Here is a 20,627-nt window from a genome sequence, read left to right as displayed (position 1 = left end):
CACGGCCCCAGTCTCACCCGTGCTCAGCGGCGCGAGGCCGGAACGTCGACGGCCGCGCAGACCGCCCGCCACACGTCCTTGGTCGTCCAGCCCGCGTCCAGTGCCTGGTGCACGGTCCGGCCGCCGAGCTCGGACATCACGTGGTCGCGCGCGAAGGAGTCGGCGTACGCCTCGCCGAAGTGCGCGCGCATCCGTTCCCAGAACACCGTCAGCTTCATGCGCCCAGTATCCCGCGCCGCGGGCCGAACGTGCGGGCGTCGCACACCGGCGCACCCGCCCGCCGCCCGGGGCCGGCCGGAGCGTTGGGTACACTGGGTGAAGCGAAGGGGAGTAGTCCCGCAATACCGGCTGGTCGACACACTGGACGTCCGTGGACGTCCCGGCCACCGGGCCGCCGCACCTGGTGCGGGGGTGGACGAGACCTTCGGCCAAGGCAAGACGTGGTCCGCGCCTCCGTGCGGGCCGCTCCGTCGTGCCGGGCCGTTGGCGCTTCCCCGTCGCCCCCTGGGTGCCGTCGAGTCCGCGGTCCGGCCCCAGCAGAAAGCACCGGAATGACCTTCGACCCCCTGGCGCTCGTCACCGCCTTCGGGCTGATCTTCCTCGCCGAGCTCCCGGACAAGACGATGTTCGCCTCCCTGGCGATGGGCACGCGCATGCGGCCGCTGTACGTCTGGTTCGGCACCTCGACCGCCTTCGTCGTGCACGTGGCCATCGCGGTCGGCGCCGGCAGCCTGATCGGCATGCTGCCGAACATGGCGGTGAAGCTGGTCTCGGCCGCCCTGTTCGCCTTCGGCGCCGTGATGCTGCTGCGGGGCGGGGGCGACGACGACCACGACGAGGCCGGCAGGACCGTGACCGGCTTCTGGCCGGTGTACTCCACCGCCTTCACGGCCGTGTTCATCAGCGAGTGGGGCGACCTCACGCAGATCACCACCGCCAACCTGGCCGCCACCAACGGTTGGCTGCCGACCGCGATCGGCTCTGCCGCCGCCTTGATGGCGGTCTCCGCCCTCGCGCTGGTGGTGGGCCGGTTCATCGCCAAGAAGGTCCCGCTGAAGACCATCCAGCGGGTCGGCGGCGTCTGCATGGCGGGCCTGGCCGCCTGGACCCTGGTCGAGGCCTTCACGGGCTGACGGTTCAGCGGGCGCTCACGGGCCCGCGTACGGGCCGCTCACGGGCCGGCGTCCGGACCACCGGGCGCCGTTCCCGGCGGGCGTCGTGCGGTCGCCCCGGCCTGCCCCCCGGGCCCACCACCCGTCACACTTCCGCATTTCGTCCGCTTTTTCCGAATGGCGCCATTAAGCACCGTGATGACCCGGGATGTTTGGCGGGCGTACATTCGGTGTATGCGATCGGCAGCGCTGGAGGACGACCTTCGTGCTCCGGCTCCAGGCCCCGGCGGGGACCCGGAGCCGCGATGAAGGACAGTCTCACGCACCGCCTGCGGCGGCTGCCCGGGCGGCGGGCGGCTCCGCCCGGCTCCGGTACCGGCCCCTCCTGGGTGACGCAGGTGACCCAGGGCCACGGGCCGCTGGCGCTGGCGCTGTTCATGATCGGCTCCATCGTGGTCACCGGCTTCATCCTGCCGCCCACCGAACACCTCGCCTCGCTGATGGTGGTGGTCCCCGCCACCACGGCCGTGCTGGCGGGGCCGGGGACGACGACCCTGAGCGCCGCGCTGTCCTGTGTCGCCGCCTTCGTGCTGGACGTGCACGACGACCTGCTCGGCACCTCCATACCTGCCGTGCACCAGTTGGAGATCCTCCTCGTCTCGGCCTTCGTCATCGCCTCACGCAGCATCCGTGACCGCAGCGTCCGGGAGCTGATGGAGGTGCGGATCGTGTCCGACACCATCCAGCGCGTCCTGCTGCGCCCGTTGCCCCCGCGCATCGGGCCGTTGCTCGTACGGGCGACGTACCACGCCTCCCATCCGTACGCGCAGATCGGCGGGGACCTGTACGCGGTGGCCAGGAGCGCCGCGGGGGTGCGCTTCCTGATCGGGGACGTCAAGGGCAAGGGGCTGCCGGCGGTCGAGGACGCGGAGGCCCTGCTCGGGGCGTTCCGGGGGGCCGCCCGCAAGTTCGGCTCGCTCCCGGAGCTGGTGGCCGACCTGGAGCACGCGGTGCGCGGCCACTTCGAGGAGACCGGGCGGACCGACAGCGACGCCGTGGAACGGTTCATCACCGCGCTGGTCCTGGAGGTCCCCGACGACTGCGCCGAGATCCACATGGTCAACTGCGGACACCCCCCGCCCTACATGGCGCAGCGTTCCGACACCCTGCTCCTGTCGCCGGCCGTGCCCGCTCCCCCGCTCGGCCTGGGCAGCCTGAACGCCGACGACTACGTCGTCGACACCTTCCCCTTCGGCCACGAGGCGACGCTGCTGCTCTACACCGACGGGGCCATCGAGGCCCGCAACGACGCCGGGCAGTTCTACGACCTGGGGGCGCACGTGGCCGCCTGGCCGGGCTCCCGCCCGGAGGAGCTGCTCCAGCACGTGCTCGACGGGCTCTCCCTGCACGTGGGCGGCGGCGCCGTCAAGCTCGACGACGACATCGCCATGATCGCGGTGCGGTACGGCGACGGGTTCCCCTCGCCCTCCCCCGCGCCGTCCGACGAGCGGCTCCTCACCTCCTGACGCGGTCCCGGCCGCGGGCCGTCCCCCCGGGGGAAAACGCCGGGGTGCGGGGGCTGGTGGGGTGGGGGAGGGTGAGGTGGGAGGTGTGTGCGGATGGCGGGTGGCGGTGACGTGCTCCTGCTCGTCGACGAGGACGGGCGGGTGGTGGAGTGGCGGCCGGGGGCCGAGGAGTTGTCCGGCCTGCCCGCCGAGGGCGCCGTGGGGCGGCCCGTCGCCGACCTCGTGCGCGAGCCCGGTTCCGCCCTGGCCCGCGGCGAGCTGCTCGTCCGGCCGCTCCTACGCGGCGCCGCCGTGATGTGGGAGGTGCGCGCGGGCGACGGCGACACCCTGGGCGAGCGGGACGCCGCGCTGCTGAAGGTGATGTTCACGCAGGCCCCGGTGGGTCTGCACGTCCTCGACGACCAGCTGCGCCTGGTGCGGATGAACAGCGCGACGCGGGCGCTGCACGATGCGCCGCTGAGCCCGGGACGGCCCTTCGGCGAGGTATTCCAGTTGGACGACCCGGTGACGGAGGAGGAGGTCGCCCGGCGGGTGCTCGAGACGGGGGAACCGGTGCTCAACCGCCTGGTGCGCGGCGCGCTGGGCGAGGGGCGGCCGCGCCGGCGCATGTACCTCTCCTCCGTCTTCCGTCTGGAGGGCCCGCACGGCGAGGTGCTGGGACTGGTGGCCGCGGCCTCCGACGTCACCGAGCGGCAGACGAGCCGCCGGCGGATGGCCGTGCTGGACTCGGTGCGCGAACGGGTGGGCCAGCGGCTGGACGTGGTGGCGGTCTGCGAGGAACTGGCGGAGGCGGTGGTCCCGGCGTTCGCCGGCATCGTGGTGGTGGAGGTCGTGGAGGACGTCGTGCGGGGCGAGGTGCCGCCACTGGTCCCCGTCGACCGGGACGTGCCGCTGCGCAGGGCCGCCTACCGCGGCAAGGTGTCGGCGTACCCGGTGGGCGACGTCCGGCACCTGCCGTACGGCACCCCGTTCGCCCGTGTGCTGGCCGATCTGAAGCCGCGGCTCGTCCCGGTGGACGAGGACACCATGTGGCTGGCGGCGGACCCGGCCCGCGCCGACGCGATCCGCCGGCAGAACGTGCACTCCCTGATCGTGGCGCCGCTGGCGGTGCGCGGTGAGGCGCTGGGCCTGGTCAGCTTCTACCGGCACGACGACGAGGACCTCTTCGACGAGGACGACGTGCGGCTGGCGCTGGACGTGTGCACCCACGCGGCGCTGTGCATCGAGAACGCCCGGCGCTTCACCCGCGAGCGCACCATCGCCGCGACCGTGCAGCGCCGGCTGCTGCCGCAGCGGCCGTCACCGCGGATCGCGCTGGAGACGTCCCACCTCCACCTGCCGGGCGTGGAGGGCGGCGGGGCGTGGTTCGACGTGATCCCCCTGCCCGGCGCCCGGACGGCCCTGGTCGCCGGTGACGTCAAGGGGCGGGGCGTCGAGGCCGCCACCACCATGGGGCAGTTGCGGACGGTCATCCACTCCCTCGCCGCGCTCGACCTGCAGCCCGAGGAACTGCTGGCGCGGCTGAGCGACACGGCGACCCGGCTCGCGGAGGAACGGGCGGCGCTCCCTGCCGGCGACCCGCTGCACCGCGAGCCGCTGACCGCGGAGTGCGTCATCGCCGTCTACGACCCGCTCGACCTCACCTGCACCATCGCCCTCGCGGGGCACCCGCAGCCGGTCGCCGTCTTCCCCGACGGCGCGATCGAGGCGCTGCCCGTCTCCCCCGGACCGCTGCTGGCCGAGTCGGGCAACGCCCCTTTCACCGCGACCACGGTCACCCTGCCCGACCGCACCACCCTGCTGTTCGGCACCTCCTCGCTGACGGACCTGCTGCACCCGCGCTCCGGGACGCTGCACGGCCTGCTGGAGCGGTACGGCCGGGGTCCGTTGCAGGAGCTCAGCGACGCCTTCGCGTACGCCGTCAACGACGGCAGCCGGCCCGGGGACCTGCTCATGCTGCTCGCCCGCACCCGGGGGTTCCCCGGCGACCGGGTGCTGACCTGCCCGCTGCCGAGCGACGCGGAGGCGGCGCCCATCGCACGGTCGATGGCGCGGCGCCGGCTGGCGCAGTGGGGGGTCGACGAGGAGACGGCCTTCACCACGGAGCTGATCGTCAGCGAACTGGTCGGCAACGCGGTGCGGTACGGGGCGCCGCCCCTGCAACTGCGACTCGTCCTGGACGCCACGATGACCTGCGAGGTCAGCGACGGGGGCGCGAGCGCGCCCCATCTCAAGCACGCCCGCACCCTGGACGAGAGCGGCCGCGGCCTGTTCATCATCTCCCGCTGCGCGGACCAGTGGGGCACCCGTTACCACGCCGAGGGCAAGACCATCTGGGCCGAGCAGACGCTGCGGACCCCGGCGCCGGCGCAGACAGACGGCGGCACCGGGCCCTGATCAGCCGGGCCCTGATCAGCCGGGCGGGCGCGGCGGCGCCGGCCGCGCGGCGAGCGAGCGCAGTGCGAGGGCCGCCGCCACCTCGGCGAGGCCGAGCAGGACGAGCCACAGCCCGATCAGGCGGGCCAGCGCGACCGCCGACTGCACCGGGAAGGCGAGCACGACGACACCGGCGACGACCCCGAGCGCGGCCACGGCGAACGCCATGCCGCGGTGCGGCATGTCCCGCCCCGTGACGGCGACGAACCCGACGAGCAGCCCGGACACCAGCCAGTACGCGCCGAGGACGAGGGAGAGCACAGCCGCGGTCTGCAGCGGGTGCCGCAGGCAGAGCACCCCGGCGAGCACGGCGACGACCGCGACGACGACCGCCGTCACCCTGCTGCCGCCGTCCGGGCGGGAGAACGCCGTGACGAAGCGGAACACCCCCGTGGCCAGCAGGTAGAGGCCGATGACGACCGCCAGCACGTGCAGCGTCTCGTCCGGCCAGACCAGCACGATCACCCCGGCGGCGAGCGTCGCGAGGGCGAAGCCCAGCGACCACCCCCAGGAGCCGCCCAGTTTGCCGAGCACCTCCTCGGGGTCGGCCGGCCCCTGCGTCGGGGCGTGTCCGTACGGTGCGTTCATGGTGTCTCCCGGCGCAGCGCGCGGCGGCGTGCGCCGCCGCGCGACGAGGACGGCTCAGTGCAGGACCTTCTCCTTGAACCGCTGGAACTCCTCCTCCGTCAGGTCGCCCTTCGCCTTCAGCTCCGAGAGCTTGGCGAGCGCGTCGACCCCGCCCGCCGCCGTGCCGGTGCCGCCCGCGGTCTCGCGGACGTAGTCGTCGAACGCCTTCTGGCGGGCGTGCATCTGCTCCGCCTCGCGCTTGCCCATGCCCGAGCCGCGGAAGAGGAGGTACGCCAGGATGCCGACGAAGGGGAGGACGAGCACGAAGAGCAGCCAGGCCGCCTTGGCCCATCCGTTCATGCTGTCGTCGCGGAAGACGTCCATCACGACGCGGACGATGAGGAAGATCCACAGGACCCACAGGAAGATCCACATCATCGTCCAGAACGCGCCCAGGACCGGGTAGTCGTAGGCGAGGTACAGGTGACCGGTCATTTCCGTCTCCTCCTGGCGCCCGCCCCGTACGGTTGCGGGGAGGGCGCGGACCGGGGGCGGATGCCCGCCCGTGTGCGGCTCGGTGAGCCGGGGTCAGCTCTCCGACGGTGCCGCCCCATCGGCCGGCTCCCGCGCCTCGCCCTCCTTGAGGGAGAGGGACAACTGCGCGTCCTTGACGTCGGCGACGACGGTGTCCCCGGGGTTGAGGGTGCCGTCGAGCAGCATGTTGGAGAGCCTGTTGTCGAGTTCGGTCTGGATGGTGCGGCGGAGCGGCCGTGCGCCGAACTCCGGTTGGTGGCCCCGGTCGGCCAGCCACTCCTTGGCCGCCTGCGTCACCTCGAGGCCGACCTGCTGGGCGTGGAGCCTGCGGCGGCTGCGCTCCAGCAGGAGGTCGACGATCTGCACGAGGTCCGGCCGGGTCAGCGCGTGGAAGACGATGATCTCGTCGATGCGGTTGAGGAACTCGGGCCGGAAGTGGGCGTGGAGCTCGGCCATCAGGTCGTCCCTGATGTCGTCGATCGCCCCTTCGTGGTCGAGGATGTGCTTGGAGGCGATGTTGCTGGTCATGATGACCACGGTGTTCCGGAAGTCCACGGTGCGTCCCTGGGCGTCCGTCAGGCGCCCGTCGTCCAGGACCTGCAGCAGCAGGTTGAAGACGTCCGGGTGGGCCTTCTCGACCTCGTCGAACAGCACGACGCTGTACGGCTTGCGGCGGACCGCCTCGGTGAGCTGCCCGGCCTCCTCGTACCCCACGTAGCCGGGCGGGGAGCCGACGAGCCGGGAGACGGTGTGCTTCTCCTGGAACTCGCTCATGTCGAAGCGGATCATGCGCTCGGGGTCGCCGAAGAGCAGCTCGGCGAGGGCCTTGGCCAGTTCCGTCTTGCCGACGCCGGTCGGGCCGAGGAAGAGGAAGCTGCCGGTGGGCCGGTCGGGGTCGCCCATGCCCGCGCGTCCGCGGCGCACGGCCTGGGCGACGGCGTCGACCGCCTCGTCCTGGCCGATCACCCGCTTGTGGAGGGCCTCCTCCAGCTTCATCAGCCGCTCGCGCTCGGTCTCGGTCAGCTGGGAGACCGGGATGCCGGTGCGCGCGGACAGCACCTCGGCGATGTCCTCGGCGGTGACGCCGGGCGTCTGCTCCCGCTGCGCGGCCATCGCGGCGCGTTCGTGCTCCAGGTCCCGGATGCGCTCCTTGAGGCCGCCGGCGCGCTCGAAGTCCTCGGTGCTGACGGCCTCGTCCTTCTCGCGGCGGAGCTTGGTCAGGCGCTCCTCCAGCTCGTCGGACGGGCCCGGGCCGCCGAGGGAGCGCAGGCCCACGCGGGCCCCGGCCTGGTCCATGAGGTCGATCGCCTTGTCGGGCAGGAAACGGTCGCTGATGTAGCGGTCGGAGAGGGCGGCCGCGGCGTCCAGCGCCTCGTCGGTGTAACGCACCTGGTGGTGCGCCTCGTAGGCGTCGCGGAGCCCGCGCAGGATCTCGACCGTCTCGTCGACGGAGGGTTCGGGCACCATCACCGGCTGGAAGCGCCGCTCGAGGGCGGCGTCCTTCTCGATGTACTTGCGGTACTCGTCGATGGTGGTGGCGCCGACGACGCTCAGGTCACCGCGGGCCAGGGCGGGTTTGAGGATGTTCCCCGCGTCCATGGCGCCCTCGCCGCCCGCCCCGGCGCCGACGACGGTGTGGAGTTCGTCGATGAACAGGATGACGCTGCTCTTCGCGGCGGTGACCTCGTCGATCACCTTCTTCAGGCGTTCCTCGAACTCGCCGCGGTACTTGGAGCCGGCCACGAGTCCGGCCAGGTCCAGCCCGACCACCCGGCGGTCCCGCAGGGACCTGGGCACCTCCCCGGCCACGATCCGCTGGGCGAGTCCCTCGACGATGGCGGTCTTGCCGACGCCCGGGTCCCCGATGAGGACGGGGTTGTTCTTCGTCCGCCGGGAGAGCACCTCGACGGTCTGCTCGATCTCCTCGCCGCGGCCGACCACCGGGTCCAGCCGTCCGCCGCGCGCCTCCTCGGTGAGGTCGCGGCCGTACTCGTCGAGCGTCGGGGTGTCGGTCGGCGCCGGCCGGCTGCCGCCGGCCTTGCCCGCGAGGGCCGTGGGATCGCCGCCCTCGGAGCGCATCTCCAGGCCGGAGTGCGGGTCGTCGGCGAGCGCGGCGAGGATGTGCTCCGGGCCGATGTAGGAGGCGCCGGAGGCCTGGGAGCGCGCGTGGGCGGCGAGCAGGGCGCGTTTGGCGGCCGGGGTGAGCGCGGGCTCCCCGCTCCCGGTGCCCGAGGGCAGGACCGCGGCCACGTCCTCGGCCAGCCGGTCGGGGTCCACACCCGCCTGTTCCAGCAACTGCCGGCCCGCGGCCACGCGGGTGGCCGCCCACAGCAGGTGCTCGGTGTCGAGGTCGGCGCCGTCCGCGGCCGCCCGGCTCGCGGCGGCCGCCAGCAGTTCGTTCGAGGAGTCGCTGAGCAGGCGCCCGATGGGGACGCGCTGGACGGCGGGCGGCGATGCCGCCGGGCTCATCCCGAAGAAGCGGTTGAAGAGGTCGGAGAACGGGTCGCCGGACCCGAAGGGGGAAGTCGTCACCTTGCCCACCCGTCCGGCGGGCACACAACGGCTGAGTGGCGCCCGCCGTAGTCGAATTGCCCGTACTCCACCAGTGTTGGCCCGATCGGACGCACCTGCCACCGCAGTGGCCGCACGCTCGCGGAACGCGCCCCGGCGGGCCGCTCGGCGCGGGCGGACCCGGGCGGGGGCGGGGCGCTCAGCCGGTCCGGGCGGTGGGCCTGGTGTCGCGGTGCGCCGGGGGCACCGGCAGCTCGTCCGGCATCTCGCGTGCGGGGTTGCCGGCCCAGTGGGCGCCGTCCGGCATCTCCTCGCCCTTCATCAGGAAGGAGTCGGGCGCGAGGACCGTCCTGTCGCCCATCGTCACGCCGTAGTGGACGAGGGCGCCGACACCGATGGTGCAGCCGGCCCCGAGGGCGCTGTGGTCGGACTTGAAGGTGCCGTCCTCCTGCGAGTGGCACTGGATCCGGCTGCCCTCGTTGAGGACGCACTCGTCCCCGATGCTGACCAGGGAGCGCTCCGGGAAGTAGCACCCGTCGTCGAAGACGCGCCGTCCCACCCGGACGCCGAGCCAGCGCCAGACGACGCCCTTGAAGGGCGTGCCGTTGAAGACCATGATCGCCTCGCTCACGCTGGTGACCTTCCAGTACCGCTCGTGGCGCCAGAAGGGACGCTCGTAGATCGAGCAGTACAGCGGCCTCAGTCCCCGGAAACCGGTGGCGATGCGTTCGGAGACCACCATGTCGGCGACCGTGAAGGCGAGCGTGAGGATGTTGGCGAGCGCGATCACCGACACCCCGAGCGCGGCGTACAGGTCCGCGGCCACCGACACCACGAGTGCCACCCAGAAGAAGAACACCCATCGCACGAGCAGATGCAGCGCCATGGTGAGGACGTTGTGCTTGTTCTTGGCCGCCAGTCGGCTCCGGAAGGTCTCGCCGTCCTTGAGGTGGTCGAACTTGCTGTCGCGCAGGACGGACCGCGGGATCTCGAAGCTGGGCGAGCCCAGCAGGCCGACGTCCTGCCGCACCTTCCCGTCCACCGGGACCATGACCTTGGTCGCCAGGAGGCAGTTGTCCCCCGTCCTGCCCTGCGAGGGGTAGGCGACGTAGTTCCCGACGAAGTTGTGCGGCCCGATGGTGACCCGCGAGACGCAGAAGGACGAGCTGGAGAAGTCGGCGTTGATGATCGACAGTCCGTCGGCCACCATCGTCCCCCGGCCGACGGTGCTGAGGAACGGGTTGTCCTGCTTCATGATCGTGCCGAAGTTCGACCCGGTCTGCTCCGCGCGGGAGAGCCGGTAGCCCAGGCCGCCGAGGTAGTGGACGATGGCCGAGCTGTCGCCGAACAGGGTCTTGAAGAAGCGCCGGTTGGTGACGAAGCCGATGGTCCGGTGCATCCCGTACCGGAAGCCGAACAGGGGGTAGACCGTGTCCGGTCTGACGGCCCGGTTCAGCACGCGCGGGACCGTCACCGTGAACAGCAGGCCGAGCACCACCGCGCCGAAGAACAGGGCGACCGAGGTGACCAGGGCGTCGGAGTAGAACGCCCAGGTCGTCAGCGCCCTGGGGCCCGGCTCCAGGAGCGAGGCGAACTGCGGCACGGCGGCGAACAGCAGCACCGTGCCGGCGACGGCCAGCGGCACGTAGACCAGGACCGCTCCGAGCAGCTGCGAGAGCGTGTAGCCCGCCCTGCGCGCCGTGCCGCAGCGGGCGGGGCCGACGGCCCGGTAGTCGACGTCGGCCGGCTGGGCCGGGGACCCGTGCCAGTGCTCGCCGTCGGGCACGCGCTGACCGGCGTGGAGCGAGGACGCGTGCCCGAGCTGGGTCCCGTCGCCCATGACCGTGTCGACGTCGATCACCGTCACCTCGCCGACGAGGACGTCCCTGCCGAGCGTGACGGGGCCGGTCCGGATCACCCCCGACTCGGCGCGGTAGCAGGAGAAGAACACGTCCTTGCGGATCACCGTGTCGTCGCCGATGGTGAGCAGGTCGGTGCAGACCGGCACGCGCCGTGACAGGACGGTGACCCGCCGCCCGATCCTGGCGCCGAGCGCGCGCAGGTAGAGCGTGTACAGCGGCGATCCGTGGAAGAAGACCAGCGGGTCCGACCTGATGAGCGTCTTGACGCACCAGAAGCGCAGGTAGTCCATGCTCCAGATGCGGATCCTCCGGGGCCGCCACCGGCCGACGAGCACCCACTTGGCGACGATGGGGAGCAGGCACACCGCGGCGAAGGTGACGGCGCCGAAGGTGATCGCCCGCAGGTAGGTGTCGACCAGGCCCGAGGCGCCGGCGATCCAGTCCACGCCCTTGGTGAGCACCAGGGCGGCGCCGAAGGAGTACGCCACGAAGAAGGCGAGCTGCAGCACCCCGCAGAGCACGTAGTGCGGGGCGCCGGACGGTGGTCCAGCCGCCGGCCGCGGTGCGGGCGCGGAGGGGGCCGGAGCGGGAGCCGCGGAGAGAGCCGCGGAGGGGGCCGGAGGGGCCTCGTCCAGGGCGGCGGCCAGGCTGCGGACGGTGGGATGGCGGTAGATCTCCTTCATCGACACCGAGGGGGCGTCCGGCCGCTTCCTCAACCGCGCGCAGAAGTGCGCCATCACCAGCGAGTCGGCGCCCAGGTCGTCGAAGAAGTGGCTGTCGACAAAGTGGCTGTCGACGCGGACCTGTCCGGTGTGGACGACACCGGACAGGGTCTCCGCGAGGATCCTCTCCGTGCCGGTCCGGGGACCGGCACGATCACCCCCGGCGGTCGGGGCCTCGTCCTGATCGCGCCGACGGACGTCGGCGGGTTTGTCCACCATGTGATCCCCTGAGGGTCCACGACCGTCCGCACCCAGCGGCCCGCTGCCACGAGGTCGTGGGCACGTGTCCGGCCGTACGGGAAGAAGTCGTCTCCTTGCAGTCTCGGACGTCCCGCGCCGGGGCGCCAACCGCCGGGCCCGCGACGGCTGGAGCGGTCACCGTGCGTAGGGTGGCGGCCCGCCGGGCCGACCGGCGGTGCGCCCGGGAGGCCGCGCGACAGGCCGCCGCCGCGGGGTCGTGCCACGATGTGCGGGTGGGTGCGTTCTCGTCACTGCAAGCAACGGGGCAGACTCCGCGCCGCCCCGGCGTGACCACTCCGCGCCTGAGTTTCCTGCGCACCGAGACGGCGGGCGCCGGCTTCCTGCTGGCGGCCACGGTCATCGCCCTGGCCTGGGCCAACCTGGCGCCGGAGAACTACGAGTCGGTGTGGCACACCCGTCTGTCGTTCACCCTGGGCTCGCAGGGGGTGTCGCTCGACCTGCGGGAGTGGATCAACAGCGGGCTGATGACGCTGTTCTTCTTCATCGTCGGCCTGGAGGCCCGCCGGGAGTTCGACCTCGGGGAGTTCCGCGAACGGACCCGGATCACCCTGCCGACCACGGCCGGACTGGCCGGGATGCTCGTACCGCTCGGCCTCTACCTCGCCTTCACCCACGGCACACCCGACGCGCGCGGCTGGGGCACGGTGATCTCCACGGACACCGCCTTCGCCCTCGGCCTGTACGCCCTGCTGGGCCGCAGACTCCCGGCGGCCACGCGGGCGTTCATCCTGACCGCGTCGGTCGTCGACGACTTCATCGCACTCGCCGTCATCGCGTTCGCCTACACCAGCGGCATCTCCTGGCCCGAACTGCTCGTCGCCATCGGCATCTTCGTCGTCGGGCTCGGCGCGTCCACGTGCATCGTTCGGGCCTGCGGCGAGTTCCGCGGCGCCGCCTACGCGCTGACCGGCGTGGCCGTGTGGTTCGCGCTGCTGGGCTCCGGGGTGGACCCGGTCGTCACCGGGCTGGCGCTCGGTCTCATGGCCTGCGACCATCCGGCGCGCGGCGCCGACCTGCGCCGGGCGAGCACGCTCTACCTGCGCTTTAGAGAGCAGCCGACACCCGCGCTGGAGCGCACGGCCCGGCGCGGCCTGGCGCTGTCGGTGTCGCTCAACTCGAGGCTGCAGGAGCTGTTCCGCCCCTGGACCAGCTATCTGATCGTCCCCGCCTTCGCCCTGGCCAACGCGGGCATCACCCTCGACGCGCAGCAGTTGACGGCCGCGTTCGCCTCTCCCGTCACCTTGGGCATCGTCGTCGCCTATGTGGTGGGCAAACCCCTCGGCGTCGTGGGCGCCTCGGCGCTGACCACACGGCTCAGCCGCGGCCGGCTGCGCCCCCCGGTCGGCTGGGGCGCGGTGACGGCCGGCGGCACCATCTCCGGCATCGGCTTCACCATCGCGCTGCTCATCGCGGCCCGCGCGTTCCAGGGCGGACGGCTCGCCGAGGCGAAGGTCGGCATCCTCACCGCGGTGCTCCTCTCCTTCCTGCTCACCTGGTGCGTGACGCTCGTGCTGTCCCGGCTGCCCCGGGCGGTGCGGCGGCGGGCGCTGCTCGGCAAGGCGCAGCAACTGGAGGACCTGGCCGTCCCCGTGGACCCGGAGCGCGACCACATCCGCGGCCCGCACGACGCCCTGGTGACGGTCGTCGAGTACGGGGACTTCGAGTGCCCCTACTGCGGCGAGGCGGAGCCCGTCATCCGCGACCTGCTCGCCGACTTCGGCGACGTCCGGTACGTGTGGCGCCACCTGCCGCTCGCCGACGTGCACCCGCACGCCGTCCAGACCGCCCGCGCCGCGGAGGCCGCGGCCGAGCAGGACCGTTTCTGGGAGATGCACGACCAGATCTTCGCCCACCCCCAGGCGCTGGACGTCCGCGGACTGGAGCGGCTGGCCGTGGCGGTGGGGCTCGACATGGACCGCTTCCGGCACGACATGGAGACCCGCTCCGTCGCGGTCCGCGTCGCCGAGGACGCCGAGTCCGCGGACCTGAGCCACGTGTCGGGCACACCGACCTTCTTCATCAACGGCCGCCGCCACTACCGTGCGTACGACATCGAGACCCTCTCCGCGGCGGTCCGCGTCGCCCTGGAACACGCCAAGGCGGCCCTCCACCACTGACGCCCGCCGGGCGGATGCCTGCCCTCGGACCCCGGACGGCGTCAGTTAATGAGACGGGCGGGCAGGGTGACGGAGTGGAGCACGTACTCCAGGGGGCCGCGCCGGAAGACGCGGGTCCACAGGAGGGCGGCGAGCACGGCCGTCGCCGTGAAGCAGAGCCAGAGCGCGACGGCGCCGGTGTAGGACCGGTCCTGGTCGTCGAGGTCGAACGCGCCGAGGGCGACGATGTGCCCGGCGTACGCGGTCAGCGAGACCGAGCCGACGGCGATGACGGGCGCGGCCAGACGCCGCAGGCCCGCCGAGCGGTCGACGAGGACGAGGCAGCCGGCGAGCACCAGGAGGGCGACGCCGGTGTTGCCCAGGATCGAGAAGGTCGTCTGGCTGTGCGGTGCGGCCACGAGCAGCCAGGCCGGGGTGGTGTACCCGGGTGAGCCGACGGCGTCGGACCACCAGGCGGCCCCGGCCGGACCCCCGTCCGTGGCGGCGCCCACCGCGCCGAGCGCACCCGGCACCAGGTGCAGGGCGAGCCACGACCCGCCGTAGCCGGCCGCGGTGAGGACGCCGCCGTACCCGGCGAGCCTGGCGCGTACGCCGGGGCGGCCGAGGTCGAGCCAGGCGACAGCCATGCCGGCGACGATGAACGGCAGCCAGGTGAGCACCGGGTAGTCGCCGGTGACGAGCAGGTCGAGGAGGCCGTCCCCGCCGCTGACCACGGCCACCGGGTCGTGGTCGGCGAGGACGTCGGCCCATCCCCCGCCGTAGGCCGCCACGCGCAGCGGGTACAGCACCTGCGGCAGCACGAGGGCGGCCACGAGCGCGACGAGCGCCAGATCGCGTGCGCTCCGCAGCCGTCTCAGCGGGAGCGCGAGGGCGAGGGCCAGGCCGTAGTAGGCGAGGATCACGTTCACCGAGGTGTCGAGGGCCGTGAGCACCCCGCCCAGGACCACCAGGACCGCGGAGCGGATGAGCACCCGGCCGGCGGCCTGCCGTCCGGCCCGCCCGGTCCGCGGCTCGGGCCGGCCGGTGAGGATGACCAGCGTGAATCCGGCGAGCAGCGCGAACAGCGCCGAGGAGCGGCCGCGGGACATCTCCGCCGCCCAGCCCACGGGCCCGCCGCCGGGAGGATCGGGACCCACGTGCGACGCGTACATGCCGAGCACCGCCAGTCCGCGGGCGAGGTCGAGTCCCACCAGGCGGCCCGTGGTCGGGCCCTGTCCCACCGCGCGCGCCGCTTCCCGCGGGGCGCCCGGTGTTACGTTGGTCATTGCTCCAGGGTTGTGCAGACCGCCCGCGGCGCCCCATCCGGCAGTCGTCCGGAACCGCCTCCGCCTCCTGACCCCCGCTCCCCCGTCACCTGGCCGGACGCGGCCCGGGTCCCCGCCGGACCGCCCGCGGCGTGGTAGGAATCGGACAGGGGTCCGGTGGTGAGTGGAGCACGCGTGATCCGGGTATTGGTGGTCGACGACGAGGCCCTGATCCGTACGGGCTTCCAGCGCATCCTCGACGCGGCGGACGACATCGAGGTCGTCGCCGCCGTGCCCGGCGGGCAGGCGATCCGCACCGCGCAGGAGTCCCAGCCCGACGTCGTCCTGCTGGACATCCGGATGCCCGACGTGGACGGGCTGACCGTCCTGGCCGGCCTCCGCCGGCTGCCGCAGCCTCCGGTGGTGGCGATGCTGACGACCTTCGACATGGACGAGTACGTGGCCACCGCGCTCCGGTCGGGCGCGGCCGGCTTCCTGCTGAAGGACACCGACCCCGAGGAACTGCCGTTCCTGGTGCGGACCCTGGCCGACGGCGGCGCGGTGCTGTCGTCCAAGGTCACCCGGACGGTCGTCGACGGGTACCTGGGCGCGGGCCCGCACGAGTCGGCGACCCGCGGCGTGGCCCGGCTGACCGACCGCGAGCGCGCCGTCCTGCTGCTGGTCGCCGAGGGCCTGTCGAACGCGGACATCGCGGGGCGGATGCACCTGGGGACGGGCACCGTGAAGGACCATGTGAGCGCCATCCTGACCAAGCTGCAGGTGGGCAGCCGGGTGCAGGCCGCGCTGCTCGCGGAGCGCGCGGGGCTGCTCAAGCGGCCGCAGGACGGTGAGGGCGGATGAGGTTCCGGCGTCCGTCGCCTCCGGTGGTGGACCTCGTCGTCGTGGCGGTCGCGCTGTTCGACATCTGGGTGAACGTCGACCCCGCGGAGCCGGAGCGCCTGGGCTGCGCCCTCGGCGGCGCGGTCGCGCTGATGCTGCGCCGGCGCCTGCCGCTGACCACCTTCGTGCTGGCACTGCCCGCCGTACTGGTCTCGGACGCGGCCTTCGCCACCCTGGCCGCGCTCTACACGCTCGCCTCGTTCACCCGGCGCCGGTGGCTGCTGGCGGGCTGCGCGCTGGCCTTCACGATCGCGGACATGGCCCCGTGGCCGGCGCCGAAGTTCGACCTGTCCGAGCCCTCGACGCTGATCACGCTGAGCTACACGGCGGCGACGGCCGCCGCCCCGGTCTTCCTGGGCCAGTTGGTCCAGGCCCGGCGGGACCTGTCGCTGCGGCTCGCCGAGATCTCGGAGGCCCGCGACCACGAACGGCTGCTCACCGCGCAGACCGTGCTGGCCAAGGAGCGCGCCCAGCTCGCGCGGGAGATGCACGACGTGGTGTCCCACCAGGTCAGCCTGATCGCCGTACGGGCCGGGGCGCTGCAGGTCGGCACGCAGGACGCCGAGGTCAAGGAGGCCGCGGCGACCATCAGGCGGCTGAGCGTGCAGACCCTGGACGAGCTGCGGCACATGGTCAGCGTGCTGCGCGCCGCCGGCGGCCGGCCCACCGAGCTCACCCCGCAGCCCTCCCTCGCCGACCTGGAACGACTGGTGAGCGGCAGCGGCATCGAGGCGGAGCTGCAGCCGGACCTGCCGGACGGGCTGCCGCCGACGGTGCAGCGCGCGGTCTACCGCACCGTCCAGGAGGCGCTGACCAACGTGCGCAAGCACGCGCCCGGGGCCTCGGCGCGGGTCCGGATCCGCCACCAGGGCGGCAAGGTCCGGGTGACGGTCACCAACACCGCCCCCACCCGGCCCGCGCTCCCGCTGCCCAGCGCGCACTACGGGCTCGTCGGCCTGCGGCAGCGCGCCGCGCTGCTCGGCGGCACCGTCACCTCGGGTCCCACGGCGGACGGCGGCTACGAGCTGAGGCTGGAACTGCCCGCCGCGGGCAGCTGAAGCGGCGTCGTGCGGGCGCGGGACGCGGCCCGCGCCCGGCGTGCGATCAGCTTCCCGAGCTCCCACAGGAGCAGCAGGACGACGGCGGACAGCAGGGCCCAGCCGAACTGCCGCAGGTCGATCTCGGTGGTGCCCAGGATCCGCCGGAAGCCGTCCACCTGGGTGACCAGCACGGCGAGGACGAACTCCGACAGCGCCGCCCAGTTCATCTGCTTGCTGTCGAAGGTGGACGTGGTGAGGACGGACGCCGTCTCGCTGCGGCACTCGAACGCGGCCACGACCAGGCAGAGCGCGAAGGCGGTGAAGGCCATCGAGTTGCCCACGGCGGCGCTGTGGAAGTGGCTCTCCCCCACCTTGATCAGCGCGAGCAGGATGACGGTGATCGCCAGCCCGCTCAGCCCCACCGTGACCAGCACGGGCCCGGTCAGCACGGACTGCCCGCGGGGCCGGGGCGTGCGGCGCATCAGGCCGGGGCTCTCCCGGTCGAACCCGAGGGCGAAGCCGAAGGGGGCGTTGACGACGAAGTGCACCCACAGCACCTGGGCCGGGGTGAAGGGCTCGCCGGCGGCGATGTTGAACAGGGTGGCGCCGAGGAAGGTCAGCACGAAGGCGACCAGCAGCAGGAGGACGAAGCGGATGTACTTGGTGAGGTTGTCGTAGAGCTTCCGGCCCTCCTCCACCGCGTGGATGATCGTGGCGAAGTTGTCGTCGGAGAGGATCATGCGGCCGGCGTTCTTGGCGACGTCGGTGCCGCTGCCCATCGCGATGCCGATGTCCGCGGCCTTGATGGCGGGGGCGTCGTTGACGCCGTCGCCGGTCATCGCCACCACCTCGCCCTTCTTCTTCAGGGTGTCGGCGAGCAGCACCTTGTGCTCGGGCGCGACCCGTCCGACCACGCCGATGCGGTCGATCCGGGCGAGCCGTTCCTCCTCCGGCAGCGCGGCGAAGTCGGCGCCGAGCACCGCCTCGCCGGGGATGCCGAGCTGCCGGGCGATGGCCGCGCCGGTGGTGACGTCGTCGCCGGTGACCATGCGGACCCTGATGTGGGCGGCCTGGGCGTCGGCCACGGCGTCGCGGGACTCGTCACGGGGCGGGTCGATCATGCCGACGAGGCTGGTCATCCGCAGGTCGGTGACGAAGGCGAGGAGATCGCCCGAGGGGTCGAACGCGGCGGGATCCAGGTCGCGCGTGGCGGCGGCCATGACACGGCGTCCCTCGCCGCCCATCCGTTCGACGGCACCATGGGCGCGCCGGCTGAGCTCGTCGTCCCAGGGGACGGTCGTGCCGGCGGACAGGGCGGTCGCGGCCCGCGCCATCACCGCGGGCGCCGCACCCTTGACGAAGCACCGCACCATGGGGCGGCCCGAGGCGTCGGTGGCGGAGTGGAAGGTGGCCATCAGCTTGTAGTCGGGGTCAAAGGGCAGGGTGGCCAGCCGCGGCAGCCGTTCCCGGGTCGCCTCGACGTCCAGCCCGGCCTTGTGGCCGAGGACGAGCAGCGCGCCCTCGGTGGGGTCGCCGACCACCGTTCCGTCCACCAGCTTCGCGTCACTGGCCACCACGTACGGCAGGATCGCGTCCTCGATGCCCGCGGAGGAGCCCGCGGCGTGGTGGATCCGGCCCGCCAGGCCGTAGCCGGTGCCGGAGACGGTGTAGCGGTCGGTGGGGCTGATCACCTCGACGGCCGTCATCTGGTTCATCGTCAGGGTGCCGGTCTTGTCGGAGTTGATGGCCGAGGTGAAGCCCAGGGTCTCGACGGAGGGCAGTTCCTTCACGATCGCGTTGCGCCGGGCCAGGTTGAGGCTGCCGACCGAGAGGATCACCTGGGTCACCGTGGGCAGTGCCTCGGGGATGGCGGCGATGGCCAGGGACACGGCGCTGACGAAGAGCGCGTCCCACTCCTGGCCGCGGGCGCGGCCGAGGGCGAACATCACGACCATCGTCAGGCCCGCGGCCGCGGCGATCCACAGGGTGAGGTCGTCCAGCTCCTTGGTCAGCGGCGACTGCTCCTTGGCGGTGGCCGACAGCATCCCGGAGATCTTGCCCAGCTCCGTGCCGGCGCCCGTGCCGGTGACGACCATGACGCCGCTCCCGTGCGTGACGGGGGTGTTCATGAAGGCCATGTTCGTCTGGTCGCCGGGCCCGACGGGTGCGGCGCCGGCGGGCAGGGTGCCAGCGTCCTTGGCGGCGGGGACGCTCTCGCCGGTCAGCGCGGACTCGTCGATCTGCAGGGCGTTGGCCCGGACGATCCGCCCGTCGGCCGGGACCTGGTCGCCCGCGGCGAGGAGCACGACGTCGCCCACGACGACGCCCTCGGCCGGGACCTGCGACTCGGTGCCGTCGCGCCGTACCCGGGCGGTCGCCTTCATCATCGACTTGAGGGCGTTCATGGCGCTCTCGGCCTTGCCCTCCTGGCGCAGCCCGACGACGGCGTTGAGCAGGGTGAGCAGGACGAGGAGGATGCCGGTGCTCCACTGTGCGATCAGGAAGGAGACGACGGCGGCGGCGACCAGGATGATCTGCATGTAGCTGCGGTACTGGTCGAGGAAGCGCCGCCAGGCGGGCGGCGGCTTCTCCTCGGGCAGCGCGTTCGGGCCGTGGACGGCGAGCAGTTCGGTCACCCGTGCCGCCGGCAGGCCGGCGTCCGGGTCGACCCCGAACGCCATGGCGACGTCCTGCGGGGACCGCGCGTACCAGCCTTCGCTGGACGCGGGCCGTTCCCCCTCCGGGGTGGGCTGCACCGTCATCGTCATGCCTCCGATCCGGTCACGGCGTCCGGCCGTCGCCGTCCGGCGGGCCCCGGGTCAGGGGCGCCGCGCGTCCTTCGTCCGCCGCCGGGCCGCGTACGGGTCGGCCGCCGCCCCTTCGGGGGCCTCGGCCTCCAACTCCCGCCGGACGGTGAGCAGGTCGCGCCGCGCCTCGTCACCGAGCGTGGGGTACTGGGGGTCGATCTCCATCAGCGTGTGGACGAGCACCGCCGCGGCGCAGATCCGCGCGAACCACTTCCGGTCCGCCGGGACGACGTACCAGGGGGCGTGCTTGGTGCTGGTGGCCGACAGCATCTCGGAGAACGCCTCCTGGTACTCGTCCCAGTGGCGGCGCTCCCGCACGTCGGCGGCGGAGAACTTCCAGTTCTTCTCGGGGAGGTCGATCCGCTTCAGGAAGCGGGTGCGCTGCTCCTCCTCGGAGAGGTTGAGGAAGACCTTCACGACCTTGAAGCCGTTGTCGGTCAGGTAGCGCTCCCAGTCGTTGATCTCCCGGTAGCGGCGCTCCCAGATGCCGGCCGCCTTGGGCCGCTCCGGCAGCTTCTGCCGCCGGAGCACCTCGGGGTGCACCCGGACGACGAGGACCTCCTCGTAGTGGGAGCGGTTGAAGATGGCGATCTCGCCCCGCTCGGGCAACCGCTGCGCGTAGCGCCACAGGTAGTCGTGGTCGAGCTCCTCCGAGGACGGCACCTTGAAGCTGCTGACCCGCACTCCCTGCGGGTTCACCCCGCTCATGACGTGGCGGATGGTGCCGTCCTTGCCGCCCGCGTCGAGTGCCTGGAGGCAGAGCAGCACCCCGTAGGTGTCCTGGGCGGCCAGCCGTGCCTGGTACTCGGCCAGCAGCGACACGCCGGTGCTCAGCAGGCCGGCGCCGTCCCGCTTCCTGAGGCTGCCCTTGTACCGGGGGTCGAAGTCCCTGGCCAGGTCCACGGTGGACCCCGGCTCGACACGCAGCGGCTCGATGAACTTCGCTATGCGCCTGGTCCGGGTGTCCGCCATCGCCGTCCGGCCTTTC

The 20,627-nt window shown here is 72.9% G+C and carries 14 protein-coding genes; 6 read left to right on the top strand and 8 right to left on the bottom strand.

The annotated features are described in order from the left end of the window. Positions 1–23: 23 nt before the first annotated feature. Entirely contained in the window at positions 24–218 is a 195-nt protein-coding gene (locus ABZ479_RS29240; protein ID WP_500464347.1) for a DUF3046 domain-containing protein, read from the bottom strand. A 333-nt stretch (positions 219–551) separates the two neighbouring features. Here ABZ479_RS29240 and ABZ479_RS29235 point away from each other — a divergent pair, with 333 nt between their 5' ends. The 3 genes from ABZ479_RS29235 to ABZ479_RS29225 all read left to right on the top strand — a co-directional run bounded on the left by ABZ479_RS29235 (position 552) and on the right by ABZ479_RS29225 (position 5,035). Further along, on the top strand, positions 552–1,133 hold the full coding sequence (locus ABZ479_RS29235) for a TMEM165/GDT1 family protein (protein WP_500464346.1): 582 nt from the start codon (positions 552–554) through the stop codon (positions 1,131–1,133). Between the two features lie 284 nt (positions 1,134–1,417). Then, on the top strand, positions 1,418–2,638 hold the full coding sequence (locus tag ABZ479_RS29230) for a PP2C family protein-serine/threonine phosphatase (RefSeq protein ID WP_499601948.1): 1,221 nt from the start codon (positions 1,418–1,420) through the stop codon (positions 2,636–2,638). Positions 2,639–2,731: 93 nt separating this feature from the next. Next, complete coding sequence (locus ABZ479_RS29225) at positions 2,732–5,035, top strand: SpoIIE family protein phosphatase (RefSeq protein WP_500464345.1); 2,304 nt, start codon at positions 2,732–2,734, stop codon at positions 5,033–5,035. 15 nt (positions 5,036–5,050) lie between these two features. Here ABZ479_RS29225 and ABZ479_RS29220 read toward each other — a convergent pair whose 3' ends face one another. The 4 genes from ABZ479_RS29220 to ABZ479_RS29205 all read right to left on the bottom strand — a co-directional run bounded on the left by ABZ479_RS29220 (position 5,051) and on the right by ABZ479_RS29205 (position 11,489). Next, positions 5,051–5,662 carry an HdeD family acid-resistance protein gene (locus ABZ479_RS29220; protein WP_500464344.1) on the bottom strand — a complete coding sequence of 204 codons (612 nt, stop codon included), beginning with the start codon at positions 5,660–5,662 and terminating at the stop codon, positions 5,051–5,053. Between the two features lie 54 nt (positions 5,663–5,716). Further along, the gene (locus ABZ479_RS29215; RefSeq protein ID WP_500464343.1) at positions 5,717–6,136 is read right to left on the bottom strand and encodes an SHOCT domain-containing protein; all 420 of its coding nucleotides are present in this window, start codon (positions 6,134–6,136) and stop codon (positions 5,717–5,719) included. Positions 6,137–6,229: 93 nt separating this feature from the next. Beyond that, positions 6,230–8,707 carry an ATP-dependent Clp protease ATP-binding subunit gene (locus tag ABZ479_RS29210; protein WP_500464342.1) on the bottom strand — a complete coding sequence of 826 codons (2,478 nt, stop codon included), beginning with the start codon at positions 8,705–8,707 and terminating at the stop codon, positions 6,230–6,232. 178 nt (positions 8,708–8,885) lie between these two features. Continuing rightward, positions 8,886–11,489, bottom strand: coding sequence for a Pls/PosA family non-ribosomal peptide synthetase (locus ABZ479_RS29205; protein ID WP_500464341.1), 2,604 nt, complete (start codon positions 11,487–11,489; stop codon positions 8,886–8,888). Positions 11,490–11,797: 308 nt separating this feature from the next. On the opposite strand from ABZ479_RS29205, the gene ABZ479_RS29200 reads away from it, so the two are divergent. Then, positions 11,798–13,648: a Na+/H+ antiporter NhaA gene (locus ABZ479_RS29200; protein WP_500464340.1), complete on the top strand. Its 1,851-nt coding sequence runs from the start codon at positions 11,798–11,800 to the stop codon at positions 13,646–13,648. 41 nt (positions 13,649–13,689) lie between these two features. Here the strand turns inward: ABZ479_RS29200 and ABZ479_RS29195 are convergent, their stop codons facing one another. Next, entirely contained in the window at positions 13,690–14,913 is a 1,224-nt protein-coding gene (locus tag ABZ479_RS29195) for a DUF418 domain-containing protein (protein ID WP_500464339.1), read from the bottom strand. Positions 14,914–15,087: 174 nt separating this feature from the next. Between ABZ479_RS29195 and ABZ479_RS29190 the strand changes: the two genes are divergently transcribed. Then, positions 15,088–15,753 carry a response regulator gene (locus ABZ479_RS29190; RefSeq protein ID WP_500464338.1) on the top strand — a complete coding sequence of 222 codons (666 nt, stop codon included), beginning with the start codon at positions 15,088–15,090 and terminating at the stop codon, positions 15,751–15,753. Next, a complete protein-coding gene (locus ABZ479_RS29185) occupies positions 15,750–16,850 on the top strand; it encodes a sensor histidine kinase (RefSeq protein ID WP_499601961.1) in 1,101 nt (366 codons plus the stop codon). Before ABZ479_RS29190 ends, ABZ479_RS29185 begins: the two co-directional genes overlap by 4 nt. Here ABZ479_RS29185 and ABZ479_RS29180 read toward each other — a convergent pair. Beyond that, positions 16,811–19,594 (bottom strand): cation-translocating P-type ATPase, encoded by a 2,784-nt coding sequence (locus ABZ479_RS29180; RefSeq protein ID WP_500464381.1) that lies wholly within the window; start codon positions 19,592–19,594, stop codon positions 16,811–16,813. The genes ABZ479_RS29185 and ABZ479_RS29180 overlap by 40 nt on opposite strands. A gap of 57 nt (positions 19,595–19,651) precedes the next feature. Next, positions 19,652–20,611 (bottom strand): polyphosphate kinase 2 family protein, encoded by a 960-nt coding sequence (locus tag ABZ479_RS29175; RefSeq protein ID WP_500464337.1) that lies wholly within the window; start codon positions 20,609–20,611, stop codon positions 19,652–19,654. Positions 20,612–20,627: the final 16 nt, after the last annotated feature.

This window comes from Streptomyces sp. NPDC005722, assembly GCF_040630935.1.
Lineage (GTDB): Bacteria > Actinomycetota > Actinomycetes > Streptomycetales > Streptomycetaceae > Actinacidiphila.
Note: the sequence above shows the minus strand (reverse complement) of the source record. Positions and strands in the feature narration are given on the sequence as shown.

Bases quoted from the DNA above. Each gene is read 5' to 3' on its own strand.
- ABZ479_RS29240 (WP_500464347.1), bottom strand. From the start codon at position 218: ATGAAGCTGACGGTGTTCTGGGAACGGATGCGCGCGCACTTCGGCGAG.
- ABZ479_RS29235 (WP_500464346.1), top strand. From the start codon at position 552: ATGACCTTCGACCCCCTGGCGCTCGTCACCGCCTTCGGGCTGATCTTC.
- ABZ479_RS29230 (WP_499601948.1), top strand. From the start codon at position 1,418: ATGAAGGACAGTCTCACGCACCGCCTGCGGCGGCTGCCCGGGCGGCGG.
- ABZ479_RS29225 (WP_500464345.1), top strand. From the start codon at position 2,732: ATGGCGGGTGGCGGTGACGTGCTCCTGCTCGTCGACGAGGACGGGCGG.
- ABZ479_RS29220 (WP_500464344.1), bottom strand. From the start codon at position 5,662: ATGAACGCACCGTACGGACACGCCCCGACGCAGGGGCCGGCCGACCCC.
- ABZ479_RS29215 (WP_500464343.1), bottom strand. From the start codon at position 6,136: ATGACCGGTCACCTGTACCTCGCCTACGACTACCCGGTCCTGGGCGCG.
- ABZ479_RS29205 (WP_500464341.1), bottom strand. From the start codon at position 11,489: ATGGTGGACAAACCCGCCGACGTCCGTCGGCGCGATCAGGACGAGGCC.
- ABZ479_RS29195 (WP_500464339.1), bottom strand. From the start codon at position 14,913: ATGACCAACGTAACACCGGGCGCCCCGCGGGAAGCGGCGCGCGCGGTG.
- ABZ479_RS29185 (WP_499601961.1), top strand. From the start codon at position 15,750: ATGAGGTTCCGGCGTCCGTCGCCTCCGGTGGTGGACCTCGTCGTCGTG.
- ABZ479_RS29180 (WP_500464381.1), bottom strand. From the start codon at position 19,594: ATGACGGTGCAGCCCACCCCGGAGGGGGAACGGCCCGCGTCCAGCGAA.
- ABZ479_RS29175 (WP_500464337.1), bottom strand. From the start codon at position 20,611: ATGGCGGACACCCGGACCAGGCGCATAGCGAAGTTCATCGAGCCGCTG.